This window comes from Micromonospora sp. NPDC000442 (genome assembly GCF_042898635.1).
Lineage (GTDB): Bacteria > Actinomycetota > Actinomycetes > Mycobacteriales > Micromonosporaceae > Micromonospora.
The window spans coordinates 1-19354 of record NZ_JBIAYZ010000025.1 but is presented as its reverse complement, the minus strand read 5'-3'; the positions used below and the strand labels follow the sequence as shown (position 1 = coordinate 19354).

Genomic DNA, 19354 nt, shown 5'->3' with positions numbered 1-19354 from the left:
ACAGTCGTGGTCCGCTGCCCGTCCACATCACTGACGCACCAGTTCACGTACCCGTTGCGACAAGTGAACCGAAACACGTGGAAGCGGGATGTCCGGATAGTGACATATTTCGTCCGGTCATACGGCCGGACCGGCGCCACCGTCCGGAACTGGCAGCGCACTGCCCTTGACGAACTCCGACCAGCTCAGGTTCCACGCGGTCCAACCATTGCCGGCCGCCAGCTTGCGCTCGGTGCCGGCGATGGTGATCGGATCTCCGATCTTCGTACGTTGGAAGAGCCAGCGGGCGTTCGCCATCGAGATGTTCACGCAGCCGTGCGACACATTCTGCCGCCCCTGGACATTCTCCGACCAGGGTGCGGCGTGGATGTACTCGCCGCCCCAGGTGAGTCGCTGGGCGAACTCGATGTCGGTGACGTACCGGTTCTCCGGATCCGGGTCGTCCATCGTGTCGAAGACGGTCGCTTCCTTCTTCTCCATCACCACAAGCGTGCCGCTGGACGAGGGGGTCTTCTTCTTGCCCAGGCTGACCGGCAACGTCTTGATCAACCGCCCGTCCTCGTACACCCGCATCTGCTTGTCCGAGTTGGTCACCTTCATCTCGAAGGCCGAGCCGATCTTCGCGGTGGCGTTGCGGTCGACGTTGCCAAACCGGCCGTTGCTCAGCGGAATACCGGCCAGCGCGATGCGCACGGTCAGCTTGGTGCCGGCCTTCCAGTACTCCGGCGCGCGGTAGTACGCCTGCGTGCCGTTGCTCACCCAGTGCCAGGCGCCCGGCTGCGGCGGGTCGGTCTGCACGAACATCCGCTTCTGCACCTTGGCCCGGTCCTTCTTCGGGATGCCCGGGTGGAACTCCGCCACCACCGGCATCGCCACCCCGTACGTCCGGTCGTCGAACAGGTACAACCCGGAGGTGATCATCGAGCCCGGCTTGGCCATCGTGGTGAACGTGCTGGTGCCCTCGCTGACCGTGCCGTCCGGCCCCTTCGCGGAGACGGTGGCGGTGTAGCGGGTGGACCATTTCAGCGGGGCCGACGGAACCCACGAGGATCCGTCCGTACGCAGCTTGCCCTTTACCGTCTTGCCGTTCTCGGTCTTGAGGGTGACCTGCGACACCTCGCCGCCGTCCGGCAGCTTGGCACCGATCTCCACGGAGACCGGCCGGTTCTTCGCCCCGTCGGCCGGGCTCACCGCCAGCGGCGGACCACTCGACACCTCCGGCGCCCCCGGTGCTCCCGGCGTCTCCGTGCCGGTCGTCGTCCCTGGCGTCTGACCGGGTACGAACTCGGCCGCTGCGCGATCCTCGCCGCAGCCCGACAATGCCAGCGACGCCACCAGCCCCAAGGCGCTCAACAACGCCCCGGCCCGCGCGAACCTGCCCATCCCCACCCCTGTCCTAGCGCACCTGGCGGACATCGTGCCGTATCGCTGCCGCCCGGCATCACCCCGGTCCCGCACTTTGCGAGGGGTTTTCGTCAAATGTCCGGAAAGCTCGACCGAAGGGAGGACCCGGGGATCGGATTGGAACCCGGTTCAGGGTGCGTGCTAGTGTTTCCCCCGTTGTCAGCGAGCGCCGCTAGCTCAACTGGCAGAGCAGCGGACTCTTAATCCGCGGGTTCGGGGTTCGAGTCCCTGGCGGCGCACCATCGAGCAAGGCCCTGACCTGGTAGAACTCTGCCAGTCGGGGCCTTTTTCGCGTACGCCGGGGCGGGTGGTCGCTCGCCGGGTGCTCGGGAGCCGTTGGACCGGGGCGGCGTCGGTGGGACGCGGTGTGACGCCAGCGGTCAGGCTCAAAGATCACACGGGTTCGCTGCCGCCCGTGCATCGCCTCGGGTGGGGATAGGGGTTGGTCGTGCGTCGGATCGTGCGTAGGTCGGTGCGGGCCATCCTGCTGGACGAGGACGACCGTCTCGTGCTGATCAAGCGGATCAAGTCCGGCCAGGCGCCGTACTGGACGACGCCGGGCGGCGGTCTGGAGCCGACGGATGTCTCCCTGGAGGCTGCGCTTCGCCGCGAGTTGCACGAAGAACTCGGTGCCGAGGCGGAACGGTTCGCCCAGGTGTTCCTGTTCACCGCACCCGCTGGTGAGGGGGTTTCCGTCCAGCACTTCTTCGTCTGTCGGCTACTTGAGCTGCGGGAGGATGCTCGAACCGGGCCGGAGTTCGATGATCCATCGCGTGGTGGCTACCAGCTCGACCTAGTGACGATCGAGGAGCTGCCTGCGGTGGATCTCAAGCCGGAAGGGCTGACCGAGTTCATCACCTCCAACAAGGAGGCTTTGGTCTCGGTGTAGGCAGCTTGGGCAGAGCATCCTTGCTTGGAGTCGGCGTCGCCCCGCTGCCGCATAACCCCTACGCTGGCGGCATGAGGGAACCCAGTGCGGACCGGACCTACGCCACGCCGGATGACCTCCCGGTCTCGGCTTTGCTGCCTGAGCTGCTGCGGAGTGTTCGTGAGGGGCAGGTCGTCTACCTCGGCGAGCAGGATGAACCGGTCGCCGCTGTCGTGCCGCTGGAGGTAGCGAGGGCGGGCCTGGCGGCACTGGGCCGATCCGACGAGGGGCTGCGGTGACGGTCCTGCCTGGTACCTGTTGATGAATCAGCGCCCGGCGGCGCCGGCTGAGTCGATCCCCGACGAGATCCGCATCGATGTGGAGACGCTGTGGCGTTACCACGACATGGGCCACGAGCTGCGGCCGTGTGATGTGGGGATCGGGCTGGGCAGCCATGACCTTGGTGTCGCGGTGATCGCGACTCGCCTGTTTCACGAGGGGCTGTTTCCCTGGATCGTGTTCACCGGGGCGAACGCGCCGACGACGGTGGAGCGGTTCCCTCGCGGCGAGGCCGTGCACTACCGCGAGTACGCGATGGAGCAGGGCGTGCCGGCGGATTCGATTCTCGTGGAGCCACGGGCGACGAACACCGCCCAGAATCTGGAGTACACGCGGCAGCTCCTGGCCGAACGACGTGTCCCGGTGCGGTCAGTGCTGATCATGTCGCGGCCGTACCAGCAGCGTCGTGCGTACGCCACCTGCAGGCTGATGTGGCCGGAGGTCGACGTGGTCTGCGCGTCGAACCCGTTGGCACTCGACGAGTACGTGCGCAGCATCGGTGACCCGCGGCGGGTGGTGGAGATGCTGGTCGGTGACACCCAGCGGATCGAGGTGTACGCCGAGCGCGGGTTCGCGATCCCACAGGAGATGCCGGACGAAGTCCGGGCCGCCTTCGAGCGACTGGTGGCGGCCGGTTACACGAGCCGGCTGGTCTGACGACGGCTACCAGCGTGGTCCACCCGACCGGACGCCCATCCGTTCGCTGAGTTCGACGGCCAGACGGGGCGGCCGGGGGCGGATGAGGATGTTCCGGACGAGGTCGCGGGAGAGCCGGTGGTAGCGCACCTGGTCTGGGCCGATGACCTCCGCGTCCAGGAGCGCGCTGAGGGCGTCGTCGATGCGGTTCCAGCGCGCCAGCGCTCGCGCGGTCTCGATGGCGTGGCGGACCTGCCGCTCGATAGGCAGGGCACCGGTATCGAGTGGGGTACCTATGGCGATGGCGCGTTGGACGTCGCCGAGTTCCATCGCCACGGTCGTCTTGTGGATCGACACGTTGGTGGGGCCGAAGGCGGTCCACACGTGGTTGGCGTCGGCGCCGAGTCGGGTCGCTGCGGCGTCGGCTTCGGCGATGTGGATGTCTGCGGAGGCGCGGTCGTCGTCCCGAGCTGCGGCGAGGGCGCAGACGAGGTGCAGGCTGCCGTAGACCGACAGCAACTGCGCTGCGGGCTTGGTCAGCCGTGATTCGAGAAACTGTGCTGCGGTGGCGGCGAGGCCTCGGGCCTGCGCGTATTCGCCGATCGCAATCAGAGAGTGCGCGGCGGAGCGGCTGAGCGAGCCGATGACGACGTAATCGTCGCTGGCGTTGGCGGCGGCCAGCCCTCGACTGGCCGCGGTCCAGGCGAGATCACCTTCGCCGAGCTTGGTGAGGAACAGCGCAGCGAGCTGGTGGGCGTAGGCGGTCATCGCGTGTGCGCGCTGGCCGTCGTCTCCGTCGTAGGCCTCGGTGGCCGTCAGGCAGTCGTGGATGAGGTACGGAAGCCGGCGAGCGAGGGTGCCGTATCGCGAATGCTGGTAAGCGGTCCAGATCTCGGCCACATCGTTCTCGATCTCACGCATGGCAGGCGCATCGACAGCAGCCGGGCTGGACAGGGCTGGCGCGAGGTGCCGGTAGTCGTGGAGCGCGGCGCGCAACGCGGGAATGGTTTCACGCCCTGACTCGTCGGACCACTCGAACAGACTCGGTGCGCCGATGAGGTCCCCAAGAGAGACATCGAGGGCCTTGGCGATTGCGCGAATGACCGAGAGGCGGTCCAGGTCGGCGCGGTTCGTCTCGACCTTGCGTAGCCACTCCTGGGTCTTGCCGACCAGTCCGGCCAGCACCTCCTGAGAAAGCCCTCGCCGCCGCCGGTAGAAGGCGACGCGCTGGCCGATGGTCATGTCGTCCGTCATTCCTCGCACACCACCACCCTGCCCGCTGATGTCCGCCTGACCCGGTACGAATTTTCCCGGTCCCTTCGACAGGTCGCCCCTACGTTCAGTGCACCCCAGGCCACCGTCGCATGTCGATGCCTAGGCCTGGATCGCCTGACAGAGAGCTGCGGATGGAGGAATCGATGACCGGCTTACCCAAGTGCGGCTCGAATCGCCGGCTCGGACTGTCCTGGAGCGCACCGTATCGGAGTCTTCCTCGCCTGCGTACCGCCATCGGGGCTGCGTGGGTGAGTGATCGGCGGTCTGCCCGAGGCCGCCGTGCGGCGGCGGTGGGCTCGCCCTTCCCCCGGCGAGCCCACCGCTCACCATCTCGAACGGACGTGCTGGCATGACGGTGTACGTCTCGCGTCATGCGAAAGCCGACCACCTCTGGCGACGGACGTTGATCGCCGAGGGCCCTGCGCCACAAACGACTCGCCCGGCTGATCCGCCGCTGCTCACCCACGCCTGGCGTCAACTGTTCGAGCGGCAGGTCCGGGAAGCCGGCCGCCGATGACCGGCGACCGGGGCCAGAGCCGGGCCCGAGCGAATGGTGCAGCCGTGTTCCGGCAGGAACATCTGCCATTGCAGCCATTGTGGCTTTGCCGGCGGTGCGGTCAGCCGTGGCCGTGCGGCGCGGCGAAGCTCGCCCTCGCGGTCGAGTACCGGGACAGCCCGGTGAGCCTGTTTCTCTACCTGGCCAGTTGCCTGCACGACGCGATCGATGACCTGCACCGGCTCAATTCCAGTGAGGCGGGTGGTACCGCCTCACTGTTTGACCGGTTCCTCGGGTGGCCCGCCCGCACCCACGCCTACCGAGCGAACACCGCCACGGCGATCGGGAACGAGGAGACTTCGTGAACGGCATCGGCCTCATCAGCGTCAATCGTCAGCCGGCGATCGCCAGCAGGTTCCACACGCTGGTCGTGCAGCCCACCAGCTTCTGCAACCTCGACTGCACCTACTGCTATCTGCCCGACCGCAGATCCCTCCGACTGATGAGCGATGTCGTCGCGCAGGCCTGCGCCGAATCGATCGCCCAGCAGAACAGCAGTCATCCGGTCAGCGTCGTGTGGCACGGCGGCGAGCCGACTGCTACACCCACCGAGACTTTTCAGCGGCTGCTTACTCCGTTTGAGGATCTGCGGCGCGACGGCCGGGTGCGTCACGAGATCCAGGCCAACGGCACCCTCATCAACCAGCGGTGGTGCGACCTGCTCGCCACCCACGACTTCGAGATCGGGATAAGCATCGACGGTCCGGGCACGCTGAACGGCAACCGGCTCGACCGGGGCGGCAGGGCAACGACCGCCCGGACGATGCGTGGCATTCAGACGCTCGCCGACAACGGCCTGACGTACTCAGTGATCTGCGTCGTTACTCCCGAGACCATCGACCATCCCGACGACCTCGTCGAGTTCTTCGCCGGTCTGCCGGGCTGTGAGTCGGTGGGTTTCAACATCGAGGAGCAGGAAGGGGCCGACCGCCTGCCAGTCTCCGAGGAAGCCGCCTACCGGTTCTGGCACCAGATCGTGCGGTACCGGCTTGCCGGCGGCCTGCTGCGGATCCGCGACGTGGACCGCCTGGCCGACTACCTCGCCACCACCCGCGCCGGGCTTGTCGACCAAGTCCCGTACGAGCCGATCCCCACCGTCTCCCACGACGGCCAGGTGGTGCTGCTGTCACCGGAACTGCTCGGCATCAAAGACCCGCGTTACGCGGACTTCATCGCAGGAAACGTGCTCCACGAGCCGATCGGGGACATGCTCGCCGATGCCAGGGAGCTGCGATACGTCACCGAGTTCGTGACCGCGCTCAACGAATGCGCCGACCGCTGCGGCTTCTACGACTTCTGCCGGGGTGCGCAGGCCGGCAATCGCTACTTCGAACACGGCACCTTCACCCCGCGGGAGACCGCCTACTGCCGCACGACCCGGCAAGCCCTGATCCGCGCTGCTGCGAATCACCTCACCCCTCAAGGAGGACCCTCATGACCCACGCCCTCACCGCGCTTCTCGACGCCCCGCCGGACCGTCTCGCCCTGCTCGGCGTCGACCCGACCCGCGCGGTAGCGTCGATCGACGCGGCGAAGTTCGACAACCGTCCCACCTGGGACAACAAGGGGAAGTTCGACAGCCGCCCCGCCTGGGACAACTGGAACAAGAAGAAGTCGTAGCCCGCCGACCGGCGGTGCGATTCGACGTGGGGTGGCGTGCCCACCCTGCGCCCGAACAGGTTGAGGAGACATGCGGACGACCACCGTGGGCGACGTGACCCTTCTCCTGCCCGACCTCGATCCGGAGGACCTCGACCAGGTCAGCGATCTGTCCGACGATGACGTCCGCGACGGCCTCGTCGATGGGGTCTCCTGGCGTGGTGAGCAGCTTGCGGAGCAGAGCGTCCGAGGCTGCCGGATCACCGGCGCGGACCTCGGTGAGGTCAGCTGGGAAGCGGGGGCTCTCTATGGGTGCGAGATCGTCGGCACGGACTTGTCCGGCGCGACCCTCAGCGGTATCAGCATCGAGCGATGCTCGGTCACCGGATCCCGGTTCACCGGCACCCGGTTCACCGACGTCCGCCTCAAAGACGTCCTGTTCGACAGTTGCCGGTTCGACTACGCCACCCTGAATCGGGTCAGCGTGGCAGGTTCGGTGGCCTTCATCAACTGCACCCTCAGCCATGGCAGTTGGTCGTCCTGCCGCCTGTCCGGCGTTGCTCTGCGTTCCTGCGATCTGAGCGACCTGGAGTTGGAATCCTGCCGCCTCGACGGTGCCGATCTGCGGGGCAGCCGGTTGCATCACTTCAGGACACCGTTGGACAACGTTCACGGCGTCGTTCTCGGTGAAGACCAGCTTCCTGACCTCACCCGCTTAGCCGTCGACGCGCTGAGTATCGTCGTCCGCGCCGAGGGCTGACCGAGGCCGAGGCAGATGATCGCCTGAACATAGGTCGAGGCCGTCCTTGCCTGGGTGTCCACCTCAAACTCCGCGTCGCCTGACCTGACCTGCGCACCTTCTGGTTCAGCGCGGCCGATTACCTGCTTGCGGTCGCACGTCCGTCCTCGAGGTAGACGCCGCCATGTCCGATGGCGGTAACCGCTGCGGCTACCCGCCGAGCCAACCTAGGAATCAATACCTCATCGAGGCGTTCCGGGTCGACGAAGTCGTACCGGTCCAGCTCGTCGGGGCACAGGCGGATCGTCGCGATCTGGTCCGGCGTGAGGACCCCGCCGTCGAAGACGAACATGAGTCCGCCGTCCCACGGTGGGCTGGCCGGCACCCAGTCGACGCACAGCAGCGCTCCTGCGGACACCGGCAGGCCCAGTTCCTCTCTGACCTCGCGGACACATGCGTCCGCCGGGGACTCGTCTGGTTCCACGGTTCCGCCGGGGATCTCCCACACGTCCTTGTAGGTGGGGTGGACCACCAACACCCGTCCGGCGTCGTCGCGCAGGATGATGCCGGCGGCTGCGCGGACGCGCGTCACGTTGGCAATGTAGGAGAGATCAGGTTCGGTCTGTGTCTCGGCCACGCGACCGACCCTACGGGCCCGCCTCGCGTGTTTCGCCTGGATCGAGCGGGTCCGGTGACCCTGGTTGTCGAGCACTCCAAGCAGGCCGGCCCGGCACTGACGCGAAAGAACGCCGCGCTTGCCCTCTACGGCCCGGCCGGGACGACGCCGAAGGTGGCCGGGGACAACGTCCAGGGATACGACGTGTTGTTCTACGACGCGTCGGGCAAGCTGGTGCTGGGACGCCAGGTCAAGACGTTCGCCGGCAAATTGAATCAGTTTCCGGGCCGGCTCAGCGATGCGGCGCCCAACATGCAATACGACGCCCAACATGCAATACGACGGAGAGCTGCTGGTTCAAGTAGCGCCCGGTGTCGACGCGGCGGCGGTGGAGGGCATGATGAAAAGCTTCTGGGGCAACCGCTCCGATGCGCGGCTGGCCGCCTACCAGAACATGTGGGTGGCGTTTCGGTCTCCGGACGGAAGGCCGCTGGGCTTGTGGATGCCGGGCGCGCGTGGCATGGGCGTGCCGGGCTGAACGGGGGGACGACCTGTGGGGATAGACGCCAGCCTGTTCTGCCTCTGCCGACGAGTCCGCCTCTTTCTCGGCAAGCCGGTGCGTAACTCGTGGGACGACATCATCTACTTCGCCTACGCGCACCCGAATGCGCCCAACCACAGTCAGTCGCGGGAGATGTCGGGGGCGTTGTGGAAGATCTTCGCTGAACACGTCGGTCACCAGTTGCAGGTGATCTACGACTCTCAGTTGGAGTACGACGAGATGTGGGAGCCGCCCGGGCCGCCAGCCAAATCGGCGGCGACGAGCCTGGCGACATCGAGTTCGGTGACTACCTTGCCGGCTGGCCAGAGGATGACTTCGCCGACTACCCGAGTAATGGGTGGGATGTGTCGAAGGTCGGCTACCTGGCCTGTTTCCGTTGTCGGGAACGGCTCTGCCTGGGGCAGGCGGTGCGCGGCGTCGACGGTCGGGTGTTGTTTCTCCACGGTGGTGGTCCGGAGGCTCCGCCAACTCTCGGCAGCCGGTGCTCAACCGGGCGGCGTGGCGGTTTCTGGCCCGTCACGCCACGCACGAGCTGCCGATCGTCGTCGGCCCACCGTACGACCGGGACATCGACCGGTACGTCGAGATCGGCGGCCGGCGGCCTGACGACGTTCCGTTTGACGACTACCTGGCCAACTGGCCCGGGTAGTCCAGGTGACTGGACTGCGGGATACATCGGCTTGGCACAAGCGGCAGAGCCAGACAGCACCCGGACCTTACTCGCCGACCTCGCTACATCCCAGGGGCGAGACGGCGATTCCCGCGTCGCGTCGGCGGCGTAGGAGGCTCAGGACCGATCTGGGTTTCGGCTATCCGACCGGCCCTACCGGGATGCCTCAGTACGGCTGGAAAGAAGCTCACCGGTAATCGTTGGACCCATCGCGACACAAGCCAGGGTGAGAGTTGCCGAGGCAATGGGGGTTCGGGTGGGTCCACCGAAGAAAAGGGACGAGGGCTGGTTCACCGGCCTCTACGTCGCCGAGTACGCGAACGTCGTGAGGTATGGCCTGCGCCGGCTCCCGGACTCCGACACGTCGGCGGAGCTCGCGCAGGAGGTCTTCGTCGTCGCCTGGCGTCGTCGTGAGGAGGTGCCGGACCGCAGCCTGCCCTGGCTGTACGGGGTGGCCCGGCGGCTCCTGGCGAACCACTGGCGGTCGCGGCGCGGCGCCCCCGATGTGCTGCCCATCACTGGTGCCGACCTGGCGCGGGTCGCCAGCTCGTCGGGTGCCGATATCACCGTCGGGGTCGCCGACGTCCGGGCCGCGCTGACCAATCTCAGCGAACTCGATCAGGAAATTCTCCGGCTGATCGGCTGGGAGGATTTGACGGTGTCCGAGGCGGCGCAGGTTCTCGGCTGCACTCGGGCGACCGCGGCGGTGCGCCTGCATCGCGCCCGCCGCCGCCTCGCCGAAGCGATGTCGGACCGGCCCGCTCAGTCTCGGCACCGCCCCGTGCTGGCGACCACGCGAGAGGAACTGTGATGTTCGGAGCAGAGCGCACCCGTACCCTCCTCGGCCCGGTGGACCCGGCCCGGACCGCCGCCGTCGCGCCGCCACCGGTCTCGGCGCAAGAACTGGTCAACCGCGCCGGCACCACCGAGATGGACGCCGGGCGTCGTCGCGTACGCCCGACCCGCCGGCTGGTTCTGACGGCGGGGACGCTGGCGGTCGCGGCCGGTGCCGTGGCCGTTCTCCAGCCGTTCGACAGGCCCGCACCGGACGTTCCGGGCGGGCCCGGGATTGCAGCGGGATCGGTGCTCGTGCCGGTCTCGTACCAGTTCGACACGGACCCGCCGGAGGCTGGCCCGCAACTGCGCGCGCTGGCGGCCACGATCAAGGACGCGGAGTACGAGCATCTCGATGGGCGCTACATGTACCACCACACGAAGGTGTGGGGCGATCCGGTGATGACCTCCGCCGACCGCCGTCACCACGTCGCCCTCGCTGGCGAAACAAGGGTCTGGCAGGCCGCCGACGGGACCGGCAGCCAGATCAACAAACAGTTGGAGCCGCAGTACCCCGATCAGGAGTCCCGCGACTACTGGCAACGCAACCTGGCCTCGCTACCCACAGTTGACGCCACGGCGGCTCCGGCCATGATCCCGCTGCCGCCCATGGAGCTGACGCCACCGTCGGCCGACCCGTCGCAGCTGCGCGAACTGCTCAAGGTCGAGTACGGGCCGGGCGCCGCGAGTAAGGAGGTCAGCACTCTCTACGCGCGGTTCGTCGTACCGCGTGCGGCCCGAGCGGAGATTCTGCGGGTCCTCGCCGACGTGCCCGGCTTCCGCTGGCGGGGGCAGGTGACGGATCGCGCCGGTCGGGCCGGAGTCGCCATCACCTTCGACGACCGCGAACACGACGCGCAGTCTCTCCTGATCTTCCATCCGAAGACAGGTGAGCTGCTCGCCCACGAGCGACTGACGCTGTCGCCCGTGCGGATCAGCGCGTACAAGGTGATCCTCGATGCCGCCTGGACCGATCGAATAGGTTGAACGCCGAACTGCGGGGCCGCTCCTTCCGGGAGCGGCCCCGCCGCAATCTCGGCTGCCAGAGCTGGGGATCAGCCGTTCGCCGGCTCGCCGCTCGGTGCCGGCTGGACGCGCTCGAACCGTACCCGGCTCAGCCAGCCCGGCAGGTCACTGAGTACGTACAGTTCGCCGTGCACATCGGCGTCGATGGCGGTCGGCTGGATGGGGAAGTTGCCGATGATGGCGGACTCGTAGCCACCCCAGGGCTTGGGGCGTACGGCGAAGGCGGTGGTCGAGCAGTAGTCGCTCGCGACGTAGGTGCCCCAGGCTTCCGGGGTGGCGGATCCTCGGTACACCACGCCGCCGGTCACCGAGCAGCTCTCCGTCATGTAGTGCTCGTACTCGAAGACCGGGTCGGTGTACTTCACGCCCGGCCGGCACTGCTCCGGGTCGAACACCGGGGTGCCCTCGCGGCAGGACCAGCCGAGGTTCGCCCCGCCCTGCCACGGGCGGATGTGGTTGATCTCCTCGACCAGGCCCTGGCCGACGTCACCGATCCAGAGTGAGTTGTCGACCTTGTCGACGGAGAACCGCCACGGGTTGCGCAGCCCGTAGAGCCAGATCTCGGGGCGCGCGTCGCGGTTGCGGACGAAGGGGTTGTCGGGGGGTACGCAGTAGGGCTTCGCCCCGCAGCTGCGGTTGACGTCGATCCGCACGATCTTGCCGAGCAGGGTGCCGAGGTCCTGGCCCGCCTTGTACGGGTCGTTCGCGTGGCCGCCGTCGCCGAGGGACCAGTAGAGGTAGCCGTCGCGGCCGAACGCCACCTGTCCACCGTTGTGGTTGTTGTACTCGGCGTGCTCCTGGGTGAGCAGCACCTGTAGCCGCTCAGGAGCGGTGATCGGCAGTCGTGCCAGGGTCAGGGTGCCGTCCGGGAGGCTGGTGTAGGCCACGTAGAGCATCCCGCTCCGCGTGAAGTTCGGCGCGGGGGTGATGCCGAGGAGGCCGCGCTCGTTGCCCGACGTGTCGACCAGGGCGGTCAGGTCGAGCACCGGCTCGGCGGCCAGGCCGGTGTCGGGGTGGTAGGAGCGGACGGTGCCGTTCTTCTCCGCGATCAGCATCCGGCCGTCCGGCAGCCCGGTCAGCGCGATCGGGCGCTGAAGCCCGAAAGCCACCTGTTCGGCTACCACGGTAAGTTCGGTGAGGGGCACTTTGCCGGGGCGGGGTGCGCCGGCCGTGGCGGTGCCGGCGGCCGACGCCGACAGGAGCGCGGACAGGACCAGGGCGAGCAGGCCGGCCAGTACGGGTACTGGGCGCCAACGCGGTCGCGACATGTTCTCAGCTCCTTAAGCAGGTGGTGGGAGTGCGCAGGCTGGGAGCGTGCCAACACTACATCAACTCTTATCAATGCATTAGGTGAGACGTGGAATCGACGGCCGGTGGAGTGGTCTTCGTACGATGACCGCCATGGATGTTGCGATCGTGACAAACGCGGTCGTGGCCGCGGTCAGCGATCTGCCGCCCGACGCCCGTAAGCATGTGAACCGGATCGCGTTGTACTACAACGGCCTGGGTCAGATGTTGGCCTTCAACGTCGTCGACCCGGCGCTGTTGATCGGCACAGGTGGGTTCCGCGCCCGGGAGGCGTGGAGCGTGCTGGAGCCGTACATCCTCGCCGAGCGGGCGGCGCGCGGTGAGTCGTACCTGGCGAACTTCGAGCATCTCGCCGTGCTCGCCACCGAGACGCCGTGGTCGACGGCGGTGCGCAAGCTGGGCCTACGCCGGTTCGACCGCTACCCGGCCGACCTGGGCCTGACCGGCCCACCGGACGGATCAGCACCCGACGCACCCGGCGGCACCGCCCCGGCGGCACCCGTCCCGCCGCGCGACGTCAGCTCCGCGGGCTCTGCGTCGCCGTCGAGTTGAGGCCCGGGCCGGAGGGCAGCGTTCAACCGGCTCGCGAGCGACCGAATTTCGTACCCCTCGTGCTGGGGCTCGCCGCTGCGCGTGGCGGAAGGGGCGGACGGGCGGTGAGTGCCGAGGTCTTCCGCGGCGCGGCTCAGAGCGGGCTCACGGCGGCGCGATGTTTGCGTGCACATTGCGTATGGAGGTCGAGGACGCAATCGATGTGGTCCGCTGTCGTGGATCTTCAGTCCATCAGTTCTCCAGATCGACGGCGCTGCTGTTGATCCACTTGTCCAGCGCGGCCACCTTGGTAAACGCGGGTCGCTCCCGGATCGATGGGCTCAACTTCTTGAGTGCCCCGTAACTTTGTGGCAATCTCACTGCCATCGATGCGTAGCGTTGTGTCGTCTCTTGTGGTCTGCCCCTTGAGCACATGAGTCGCCGGGCGATGTTAGCGCTAACCCGTCGAAGTGACGCGACTCTGGAAGGTGCTGAGACACATGAAGAATCTCGTACATCCGAGCGGTTCTCCGCGACGAAGGTGGTCCACCACGGCGACGATGCGTGCGCTGGCGGTCGGGTTGCTGGTGGCCGGTATGGCGCTGGTGCCCGCCGGTCCCGCCAGCGCGGGCACCACGTTGGGCACCGCGGCGGCGGAGAAGGGCCGCTACTTCGGCGCAGCCGTCGGTACGTACAAGTTCAACGACAACACGTACATGACGGTGCTGAACCGCGAGTTCAACAGCCTGGTCGCCGAGAACGAGATGAAGTGGGACGCGACCGAGCCGCAGCGGGGCGTGTTCAACTACAGCGCTGGCGACCGCATCGTCAACCACGCCCGCTCGCAGGGAATGAAGGTGCGCGGGCACACCCTGCTGTGGCACGCCCAGCAGCCCGGTTGGGCGCAGGGTCTGTCCGGCGGTGACCTGCGCAACGCCGCGATCAACCACGTCACTCAGGTGGCCAGCCACTTCCGAGGGCAGATCTACTCCTGGGACGTGGTGAACGAGGCGTTCGCCGACGGTGGCAGTGGCGCGCGGCGGGACTCGAACCTGCAACGCACCGGCAACGACTGGATCGAGGCCGCGTTCCGCGCCGCCCGCGCGGCCGACCCGGGCGCCAAGCTCTGCTACAACGACTACAACACCGACGGCATCAACGCGAAGTCGACAGGCATCTACAACATGGTGCGCGACTTCAAGCAACGCGGCGTCCCGATCGACTGCGTCGGCTTCCAGTCCCACCTGGGCACCACGATCGCCGGTGACTACCAGGCCAACCTGCAACGCTTCGCCGACCTCGGCGTAGACGTGGAGATCACCGAACTGGACGTCACCCAGGGCGGCAACCAGGCCAACATCTACGCCACGGTCACCCGCGCCTGCCTGGCGATCTCGCGCTGCACCGGCATCACCGTGTGGGGCGTACGGGACTGTGACTCCTGGCGCGGCGGCGACAACGCCCTGCTCTTCGACTGCGCCGGCAACAAGAAGCCCGCGTACACGGCGGTCCTCGACGCCCTCAACGGCGGCAGCACCCCGAACCCGACCGGCAACAGGTTCCGCAACGACGCATCCGGACGGTGCCTGGACGTCAACGGGGCGAGTTCGGCAAACGGCGCACAGATGATCATCTGGGACTGCCACAACAACGCCAACCAGCAGTTCACCCAGAACGGGCGGGCGTTGCAGGTGATGGGCAAGTGCCTGGACGTGCCGAACAACGCCGCCGCCGGCACCCGGGTGCAGATCTACGACTGCCACGGTGGGGCGAACCAGCAGTGGGTGATCAACAGCAACGCCACGATCAGCAACGCGCAGACCGGGTTGTGCCTGGACGTCAACGGCGCCGCCACCGCCAATGGCTCCGCGGTGATCGTGTGGGGCTGCCACGGCGGCGCCAACCAACGCTGGACCCGGGCCTGAGCTGATGAGCGCGACAGTCGGCACCGCACAGAAGGGAACGACTATGGACCTGTCCCGCTCACGTCGCCACCTGAGCCGGATATTCACCTGCGCCCTGGCCGCTCTCCTGGCGGTGCCGACTGTCGTGCTCGGTAATGCCTCACCGGCCGCCGCCGACACCAGCCAGTTCCGCGGTGTCAACTGGGCGAGGTTGGGAGACAACTTCCACGGCGGACCGCTGGTCCTGCACGGTCTGAGCAGCTCCGACAACTACGCGACGGTGGTGGCCAAGGCCAACGCGATCTACACCGGCTTCCAGAACAACCTGGACGCCAACACCGTACGGTTGCCGATCAACACCTACACCGTCGGTACGAACTGGTGGAATGCGTACACCGGCGCGATCGACGCCGCCACCGCGAAGGGCCTCAAGGTCGTCCTCTCCTACTGGGACGACGGCGTGGCCGCCAGCGGCGGTCGGATCGTCAACACCACCGCCTTCAACAACATGTGGAACACCGTGGTCGCCAGGTACGGCAGCAACGACCTGGTGTACTTCGAGCCGATGAACGAGCCCGGCGGGCACAGCGCGGCAGACTGGGCCAACGTGGTGAACAACTGGCTCACCGCCCGTCCGTCGATCCCGCGCCACCGGGTCTTCGTCAGTGGTGCCGGCCTGAACACCGACATCAAGTCGATGTGCGCCGACCGTCGGCTCGACGGGACGATCGTGTCGCTGCACCACTACACCTTCTTCAGCGGCGCGAAGACCTACGACCAGTGGGTGACGTTCCTGCGGGACGCGATCGGCTCCTGCGCCGCCCGTACCGTGATGGACGAGTTCGGTGCGCCGATGGACACCGGGCTCAACTACCACGACGCCACCAGCACCGACAACTTCGTGCGCTACTTCCGCGCCACCACCGAAGTGCTGCGGGAACTGCGCATCGGCTCGATCTACTGGCCGGCCCTGGGCGGCAAGGTCACCGCCGGCCAGGGCGACGACTGGTACGCAATGCAGAAACTGCACGGCACCGGCACCAACCTCACCCTGAGCACCCCCAACGCCAGCGGTCTCGACCGCCTCCGGTACGGGTGGGGACTGACCGGCGGCGGCACTCCGGACCAGGCGAGCCGGCTCCGGAACGTCGGCACCGGGCAGTGCCTGGACATCCCCGGCGCCACCACCGCAAACGTCCAGGTCCAGGTGTACGCCTGCAACGACACCGCCGCCCAGCGGTGGACCGTGACGGCCGGTGGGCAGATCAGCGCACTCGCCGGCCAGCGGTGTCTCGACGCGTACAACCGGGGGACGACGAACGGCACGGTCGTCGGCACGTACGCGTGCAACGGCGGCGACAACCAGCGGTGGACGATCGGCGGCGACGGCACGATCCGCGGCGCGCAGTCCGGCCTCTGCCTGGACGTGAACACCACCACGTCCAAGGTCCAGCTCTGGTCCTGCTGGGGCGGCAACAACCAGAAGTGGCAGGTGGAGAACGCCTGACTCGGCTCACCCACCCGCGCTCGTCAGGGCGGGTCCGTGCTGTCCGTGCCCATTCGGCGGCGCGGTGTGTCAAAGGCTTCCGGGTGGCGGCCCGACTGTCGCTGGCCGGGGCGTAACGCCTCGGCGAGGCACGTCTCGTCGACGGGAGCGGAGGGAGTGGAGATGAGATCCTTTGTCCGTACCGGAAGAGGTCCATTACTTGCGCTAGCGGTGTTCGTCTCCGCCGCGGTGCCAGCCGTGGTCGCAGACCAGGATCCGGCTTCGGCCGCGGTCCAGGAGACGCTCTATGTGGCACCTGGGGGAAACGACGCCAACCCCGGCACGATCGCCGCACCGTTTCGAACCCTGCAGCGGGCCCGGGACGTGGTCCGTACGAAGACCGCGACGATGACCGGTGACATCCAGGTCTACCTTCGCGGTGGCAGCTACCCGGTGAGCAGCACGATCGAGTTCGGGGCGAGCGACTCCGGCACCAACGGCCACCGGGTGATTTACGCCGCGTATCCCGACGAGGCGCCGGTGCTTGAGGCAGGCGTGCAGGTGACCGGCTGGACCCAACACAGCGGGAACATCTGGAAGGCGCCGCTCGACCGGGCCAACAAGCTGCGGGCGCTCTACGTCAACGGCCAGCGGGCTCACATGGCGGCCAAGACGATCACATCCGGGGGCTGCCACGGCACGTACACCATCACCGCGGGGCAGGCCGACTGGGCGTGGGAATCAGGCTCGCAGTGTGAAGGCGCGAGATACAACCCGGCCGATTTCCCGGCGATCTCCCGGAATCAGGAAGACATCGAGATCGAAACGGCCACCACCTGGACCACGGCCATCGTCGGAGTTCGGCAGGTGACGACGAGTGGTGACGGTCAGAGTCGTATCGCGCTGTTCCAGCAGCCGGGTGCCGCCATCGCGCAGGGGGCGTTCAACGGCAACGCCCAGATCAACGGTGCACACAAGGTCATGAACGCCTACGAGTTCCTGGACACGCCGGGCGAGTTCTACTTCGACAAGTCCAGCCGGACGCTGTACTACTACAAGGCTGGCGCCGACAACATGTCCACCGCGTCGGTCTTCGCGCCCAACAACGTGACCACCGTGCTGCGGGTCGCGGGTACCTCGACAAGCAACCACGCGCGCAACATCACGTTCTCCGGCCTCACCGTGCGGCACTCCGACTGGAACCTGTTCAACGTCGCCGGCTCGGTGTTCAAGCAGGCCCAGCAGGGCAATCTGGGCGCGCAGGCGTACGCTCGCGGCAATTTCCACGTCTACTACTACCGCAACGTCGACGTCACGCCCGGCATCATCCACATGCAGAACGCCAGCGGAATCCGGTTGGAGCGGAACCGGATCGCGCACACCGGTGCCGACGGCATCAACATGATCAACGATGTGACGAACACGCAGTTGGTCGGCAACTACACAAACGACATCGCCGGGTCGGCGATAAGCGTGGGTCACCCGCAGCACGTCTACGTCGGCGACCACACGTCGAGCAACCGCGAGAAGTACCCGCCCCAGGTCGAGGGACTTCCGAAGAACATCGAGATCCGGAACAACTACATCCACGACAGCTCGGTGCTGTTCAACGGGCACGGCGCGGTCGCGGCGTACTTCGCCGACACCTTGACGGTGCAGCACAACCGCATCGAGAAGGCCCCGTGGGCGGGTATCACGATGGGCTGGGGGTGGTGGAACTTCGACGGCTCCTCAGGATCGATCGCGCCCAACCGGCCCACCACCACGGCGAAGAACAACACCATCAGCCACAACCACATCATCGACACGGTGCAGCGACTCAGCGACACGGCACCCATCTACACGCTGGGCAGCCAGCCGGGGACCGTCATCCACGACAACTACTTCCAGGGCGTTCCGGCTGGCCACAAGTACGGACTCCACCCGGACGAGGGCTCGGCGTTCATCACCTTCCGGGACAACGTCCTGAGCGTGGACAAGAACATCACCTGGATGATCAACTCAGACGACTTCGGCCGCAAGCACGATCTGAGCATCACCCAGACGTACGGCCCGATCAACAAGGTCTCCAACAAGAACCTGCCCAACAGCACCATCCACGACATCCTCGTCTCCTCCGACTACGTCTGGCCGGCGGCGGCCTATGGAATCGCGGTCAACTCCGGGCTCGAAGCCTCGTTCCGGGACATCACCCAGCCGCGCAACCTGCCCATTCAGGACTACGTCCTACCGGCCAGCACGTTCGTCGGCAGCGGCACGTCCTCGATCCCGATCCGCAACGGCGGCGACCCGACCAGATCGCTGTGGCTGGCTCCCTCCGGCACCACCACCTTCACCGCCGGGCCGACGATGACCAGGGCGGACGGCAACGCCACGTCCATCGCGGTGCCGACGTCGTCGGGTGACTACCGCCTCTACGTCGTCGACGCGCAAGGCAACCGATCGGCTCAGTCGACCTCGATCGTCCGGCGGCAGGGCACCGGTGGTACGTCGGACACGCAGCTCGTCGGCGGCCAGTCCGGCCGTTGCATCGAGGTCCCCGGCGCCACCACCACCAACGGCACTCAGGTGCATCTGTGGGACTGCTCCGGCGGCTCGCACCAGCGGTGGACCTACACCGCGAGCAAGCAGTTCACCGTGTACGGCAACAAGTGCCTGGACGCGAATGGTGCCGGCACCACGAACGGCACCACGGTCATCATCTGGGACTGTCACGGCGGTCTCAACCAGCAGTGGAACGTCAACGCCAACGGCACCATCACCAATGTCCAGTCCGGACTGTGTCTCGATGCCAACGGCGCCGCCACCGCCAACGGAACGAAGATCATTCTTTGGTCCTGCAACGGCGGCGCGAACCAGCAATGGAGTCGGCGCAGCTGAGAGCCGCATCCCGGGGGGGCGGGCCCCGCGGGGGCGGGCCCCCCCCCCGGGGGCCCCCCCCCCCGCCGCGCCCCCCCCCCCCCCCCCCCCGGGGGCGCGGGGGGGGGGGGCCCCCCCGGGT

22 protein-coding genes and 1 tRNA gene are annotated in these 19354 nt (G+C 67.4%); 17 read left to right on the top strand and 6 right to left on the bottom strand.

The annotated features are described in order from the left end of the window. Nucleotides 1-117: 117 nt before the first annotated feature. A complete protein-coding gene (locus tag ACFY2A_RS27350) occupies nt 118-1383 on the bottom strand; it encodes an Ig-like domain-containing protein (RefSeq protein WP_363916685.1) in 1266 nt (421 codons plus the stop codon). 187 nt (nt 1384-1570) lie between these two features. Between ACFY2A_RS27350 and ACFY2A_RS27345 the strand changes: the two genes are divergently transcribed. From ACFY2A_RS27345 to ACFY2A_RS27330, 4 genes are all read left to right on the top strand, one after another. Beyond that, a tRNA-Lys gene (locus ACFY2A_RS27345) sits at nt 1571-1646 on the top strand. 206 nt (nt 1647-1852) lie between these two features. Beyond that, nucleotides 1853-2293, top strand: coding sequence for an NUDIX domain-containing protein (locus tag ACFY2A_RS27340; protein WP_387175763.1), 441 nt, complete (start codon nt 1853-1855; stop codon nt 2291-2293). 71 nt (nt 2294-2364) lie between these two features. Further along, nucleotides 2365-2571: a hypothetical protein gene (locus tag ACFY2A_RS27335; RefSeq protein WP_387175761.1), complete on the top strand. Its 207-nt coding sequence runs from the start codon at nt 2365-2367 to the stop codon at nt 2569-2571. A gap of 16 nt (nt 2572-2587) precedes the next feature. After that, a complete protein-coding gene (locus ACFY2A_RS27330) occupies nt 2588-3268 on the top strand; it encodes a YdcF family protein (protein WP_387175833.1) in 681 nt (226 codons plus the stop codon). 6 nt (nt 3269-3274) lie between these two features. On the opposite strand, the gene ACFY2A_RS27325 is transcribed toward ACFY2A_RS27330, so the two are convergent. Continuing rightward, nucleotides 3275-4501 carry a helix-turn-helix domain-containing protein gene (locus tag ACFY2A_RS27325; RefSeq protein WP_387175758.1) on the bottom strand — a complete coding sequence of 409 codons (1227 nt, stop codon included), beginning with the start codon at nt 4499-4501 and terminating at the stop codon, nt 3275-3277. Nucleotides 4502-4871: 370 nt separating this feature from the next. On the opposite strand from ACFY2A_RS27325, the gene amcA (ACFY2A_RS27320) reads away from it, so the two are divergent. From amcA (ACFY2A_RS27320) to ACFY2A_RS27300, 5 genes are all read left to right on the top strand, one after another. Then, nucleotides 4872-5039 (top strand): multiple cyclophane-containing RiPP AmcA, encoded by a 168-nt coding sequence (amcA, locus tag ACFY2A_RS27320; protein WP_387175756.1) that lies wholly within the window; start codon nt 4872-4874, stop codon nt 5037-5039. After that, nucleotides 5036-5383 carry a hypothetical protein gene (locus ACFY2A_RS27315; protein WP_387175754.1) on the top strand — a complete coding sequence of 116 codons (348 nt, stop codon included), beginning with the start codon at nt 5036-5038 and terminating at the stop codon, nt 5381-5383. The genes amcA (ACFY2A_RS27320) and ACFY2A_RS27315 overlap by 4 nt, the downstream gene beginning before the upstream one ends. Beyond that, nucleotides 5380-6516: a cyclophane-forming radical SAM peptide maturase AmcB gene (amcB, locus tag ACFY2A_RS27310; RefSeq protein WP_387175752.1), complete on the top strand. Its 1137-nt coding sequence runs from the start codon at nt 5380-5382 to the stop codon at nt 6514-6516. Before ACFY2A_RS27315 ends, amcB begins: the two co-directional genes overlap by 4 nt. Next, complete coding sequence (amcA, locus tag ACFY2A_RS27305) at nt 6513-6698, top strand: multiple cyclophane-containing RiPP AmcA (RefSeq protein WP_363916693.1); 186 nt, start codon at nt 6513-6515, stop codon at nt 6696-6698. Before amcB ends, amcA (ACFY2A_RS27305) begins: the two co-directional genes overlap by 4 nt. 70 nt (nt 6699-6768) lie before the next feature. Further along, complete coding sequence (locus tag ACFY2A_RS27300) at nt 6769-7437, top strand: pentapeptide repeat-containing protein (RefSeq protein WP_387175749.1); 669 nt, start codon at nt 6769-6771, stop codon at nt 7435-7437. 118 nt (nt 7438-7555) lie between these two features. Here ACFY2A_RS27300 and ACFY2A_RS27295 read toward each other — a convergent pair whose 3' ends face one another. Beyond that, a complete protein-coding gene (locus tag ACFY2A_RS27295) occupies nt 7556-8008 on the bottom strand; it encodes an NUDIX domain-containing protein (RefSeq protein ID WP_387175747.1) in 453 nt (150 codons plus the stop codon). A gap of 355 nt (nt 8009-8363) precedes the next feature. Between ACFY2A_RS27295 and ACFY2A_RS27290 the strand changes: the two genes are divergently transcribed. Continuing rightward, complete coding sequence (locus ACFY2A_RS27290; protein ID WP_387175745.1) at nt 8364-8570, top strand: hypothetical protein; 207 nt, start codon at nt 8364-8366, stop codon at nt 8568-8570. A 224-nt stretch (nt 8571-8794) separates the two neighbouring features. Here ACFY2A_RS27290 and ACFY2A_RS27285 read toward each other — a convergent pair whose 3' ends face one another. Further along, a complete protein-coding gene (locus ACFY2A_RS27285) occupies nt 8795-9037 on the bottom strand; it encodes a hypothetical protein (protein ID WP_387175743.1) in 243 nt (80 codons plus the stop codon). Between the two features lie 38 nt (nt 9038-9075). Here ACFY2A_RS27285 and ACFY2A_RS27280 point away from each other — a divergent pair, with 38 nt between their 5' ends. The 3 genes from ACFY2A_RS27280 (at nt 9076) to ACFY2A_RS27270 (ending at nt 11085) form a co-directional block, all read left to right on the top strand. Continuing rightward, on the top strand, nt 9076-9243 hold the full coding sequence (locus tag ACFY2A_RS27280) for a hypothetical protein (RefSeq protein ID WP_387175741.1): 168 nt from the start codon (nt 9076-9078) through the stop codon (nt 9241-9243). Nucleotides 9244-9520: 277 nt separating this feature from the next. Next, complete coding sequence (locus ACFY2A_RS27275; protein ID WP_387175739.1) at nt 9521-10075, top strand: RNA polymerase sigma factor; 555 nt, start codon at nt 9521-9523, stop codon at nt 10073-10075. After that, nucleotides 10075-11085 (top strand): CU044_5270 family protein, encoded by a 1011-nt coding sequence (locus tag ACFY2A_RS27270; protein WP_387175737.1) that lies wholly within the window; start codon nt 10075-10077, stop codon nt 11083-11085. The genes ACFY2A_RS27275 and ACFY2A_RS27270 overlap by 1 nt, the downstream gene beginning before the upstream one ends. A 68-nt stretch (nt 11086-11153) precedes the next feature. On the opposite strand, the gene ACFY2A_RS27265 is transcribed toward ACFY2A_RS27270, so the two are convergent. Next, nucleotides 11154-12392 (bottom strand): PQQ-dependent sugar dehydrogenase, encoded by a 1239-nt coding sequence (locus ACFY2A_RS27265; protein ID WP_387175735.1) that lies wholly within the window; start codon nt 12390-12392, stop codon nt 11154-11156. A gap of 133 nt (nt 12393-12525) precedes the next feature. On the opposite strand from ACFY2A_RS27265, the gene ACFY2A_RS27260 reads away from it, so the two are divergent. After that, on the top strand, nt 12526-12984 hold the full coding sequence (locus ACFY2A_RS27260; RefSeq protein WP_387175733.1) for a hypothetical protein: 459 nt from the start codon (nt 12526-12528) through the stop codon (nt 12982-12984). 231 nt (nt 12985-13215) lie between these two features. On the opposite strand, the gene ACFY2A_RS27255 is transcribed toward ACFY2A_RS27260, so the two are convergent. Next, the gene (locus tag ACFY2A_RS27255) at nt 13216-13350 is read right to left on the bottom strand and encodes a hypothetical protein (protein WP_387175731.1); all 135 of its coding nucleotides are present in this window, start codon (nt 13348-13350) and stop codon (nt 13216-13218) included. Nucleotides 13351-13523: 173 nt separating this feature from the next. On the opposite strand from ACFY2A_RS27255, the gene ACFY2A_RS27250 reads away from it, so the two are divergent. The 3 genes from ACFY2A_RS27250 to ACFY2A_RS27240 all read left to right on the top strand — a co-directional run bounded on the left by ACFY2A_RS27250 (nt 13524) and on the right by ACFY2A_RS27240 (nt 19233). After that, nucleotides 13524-14888 (top strand): endo-1,4-beta-xylanase, encoded by a 1365-nt coding sequence (locus ACFY2A_RS27250; RefSeq protein ID WP_387175729.1) that lies wholly within the window; start codon nt 13524-13526, stop codon nt 14886-14888. Nucleotides 14889-14892: 4 nt separating this feature from the next. Beyond that, nucleotides 14893-16374, top strand: a complete 1482-nt coding sequence (locus ACFY2A_RS27245; protein ID WP_387175727.1) for an RICIN domain-containing protein — start codon at nt 14893-14895, stop codon at nt 16372-16374. A gap of 162 nt (nt 16375-16536) precedes the next feature. Continuing rightward, nucleotides 16537-19233, top strand: a complete 2697-nt coding sequence (locus ACFY2A_RS27240; protein ID WP_387175725.1) for an RICIN domain-containing protein — start codon at nt 16537-16539, stop codon at nt 19231-19233. Nucleotides 19234-19354: the final 121 nt, after the last annotated feature.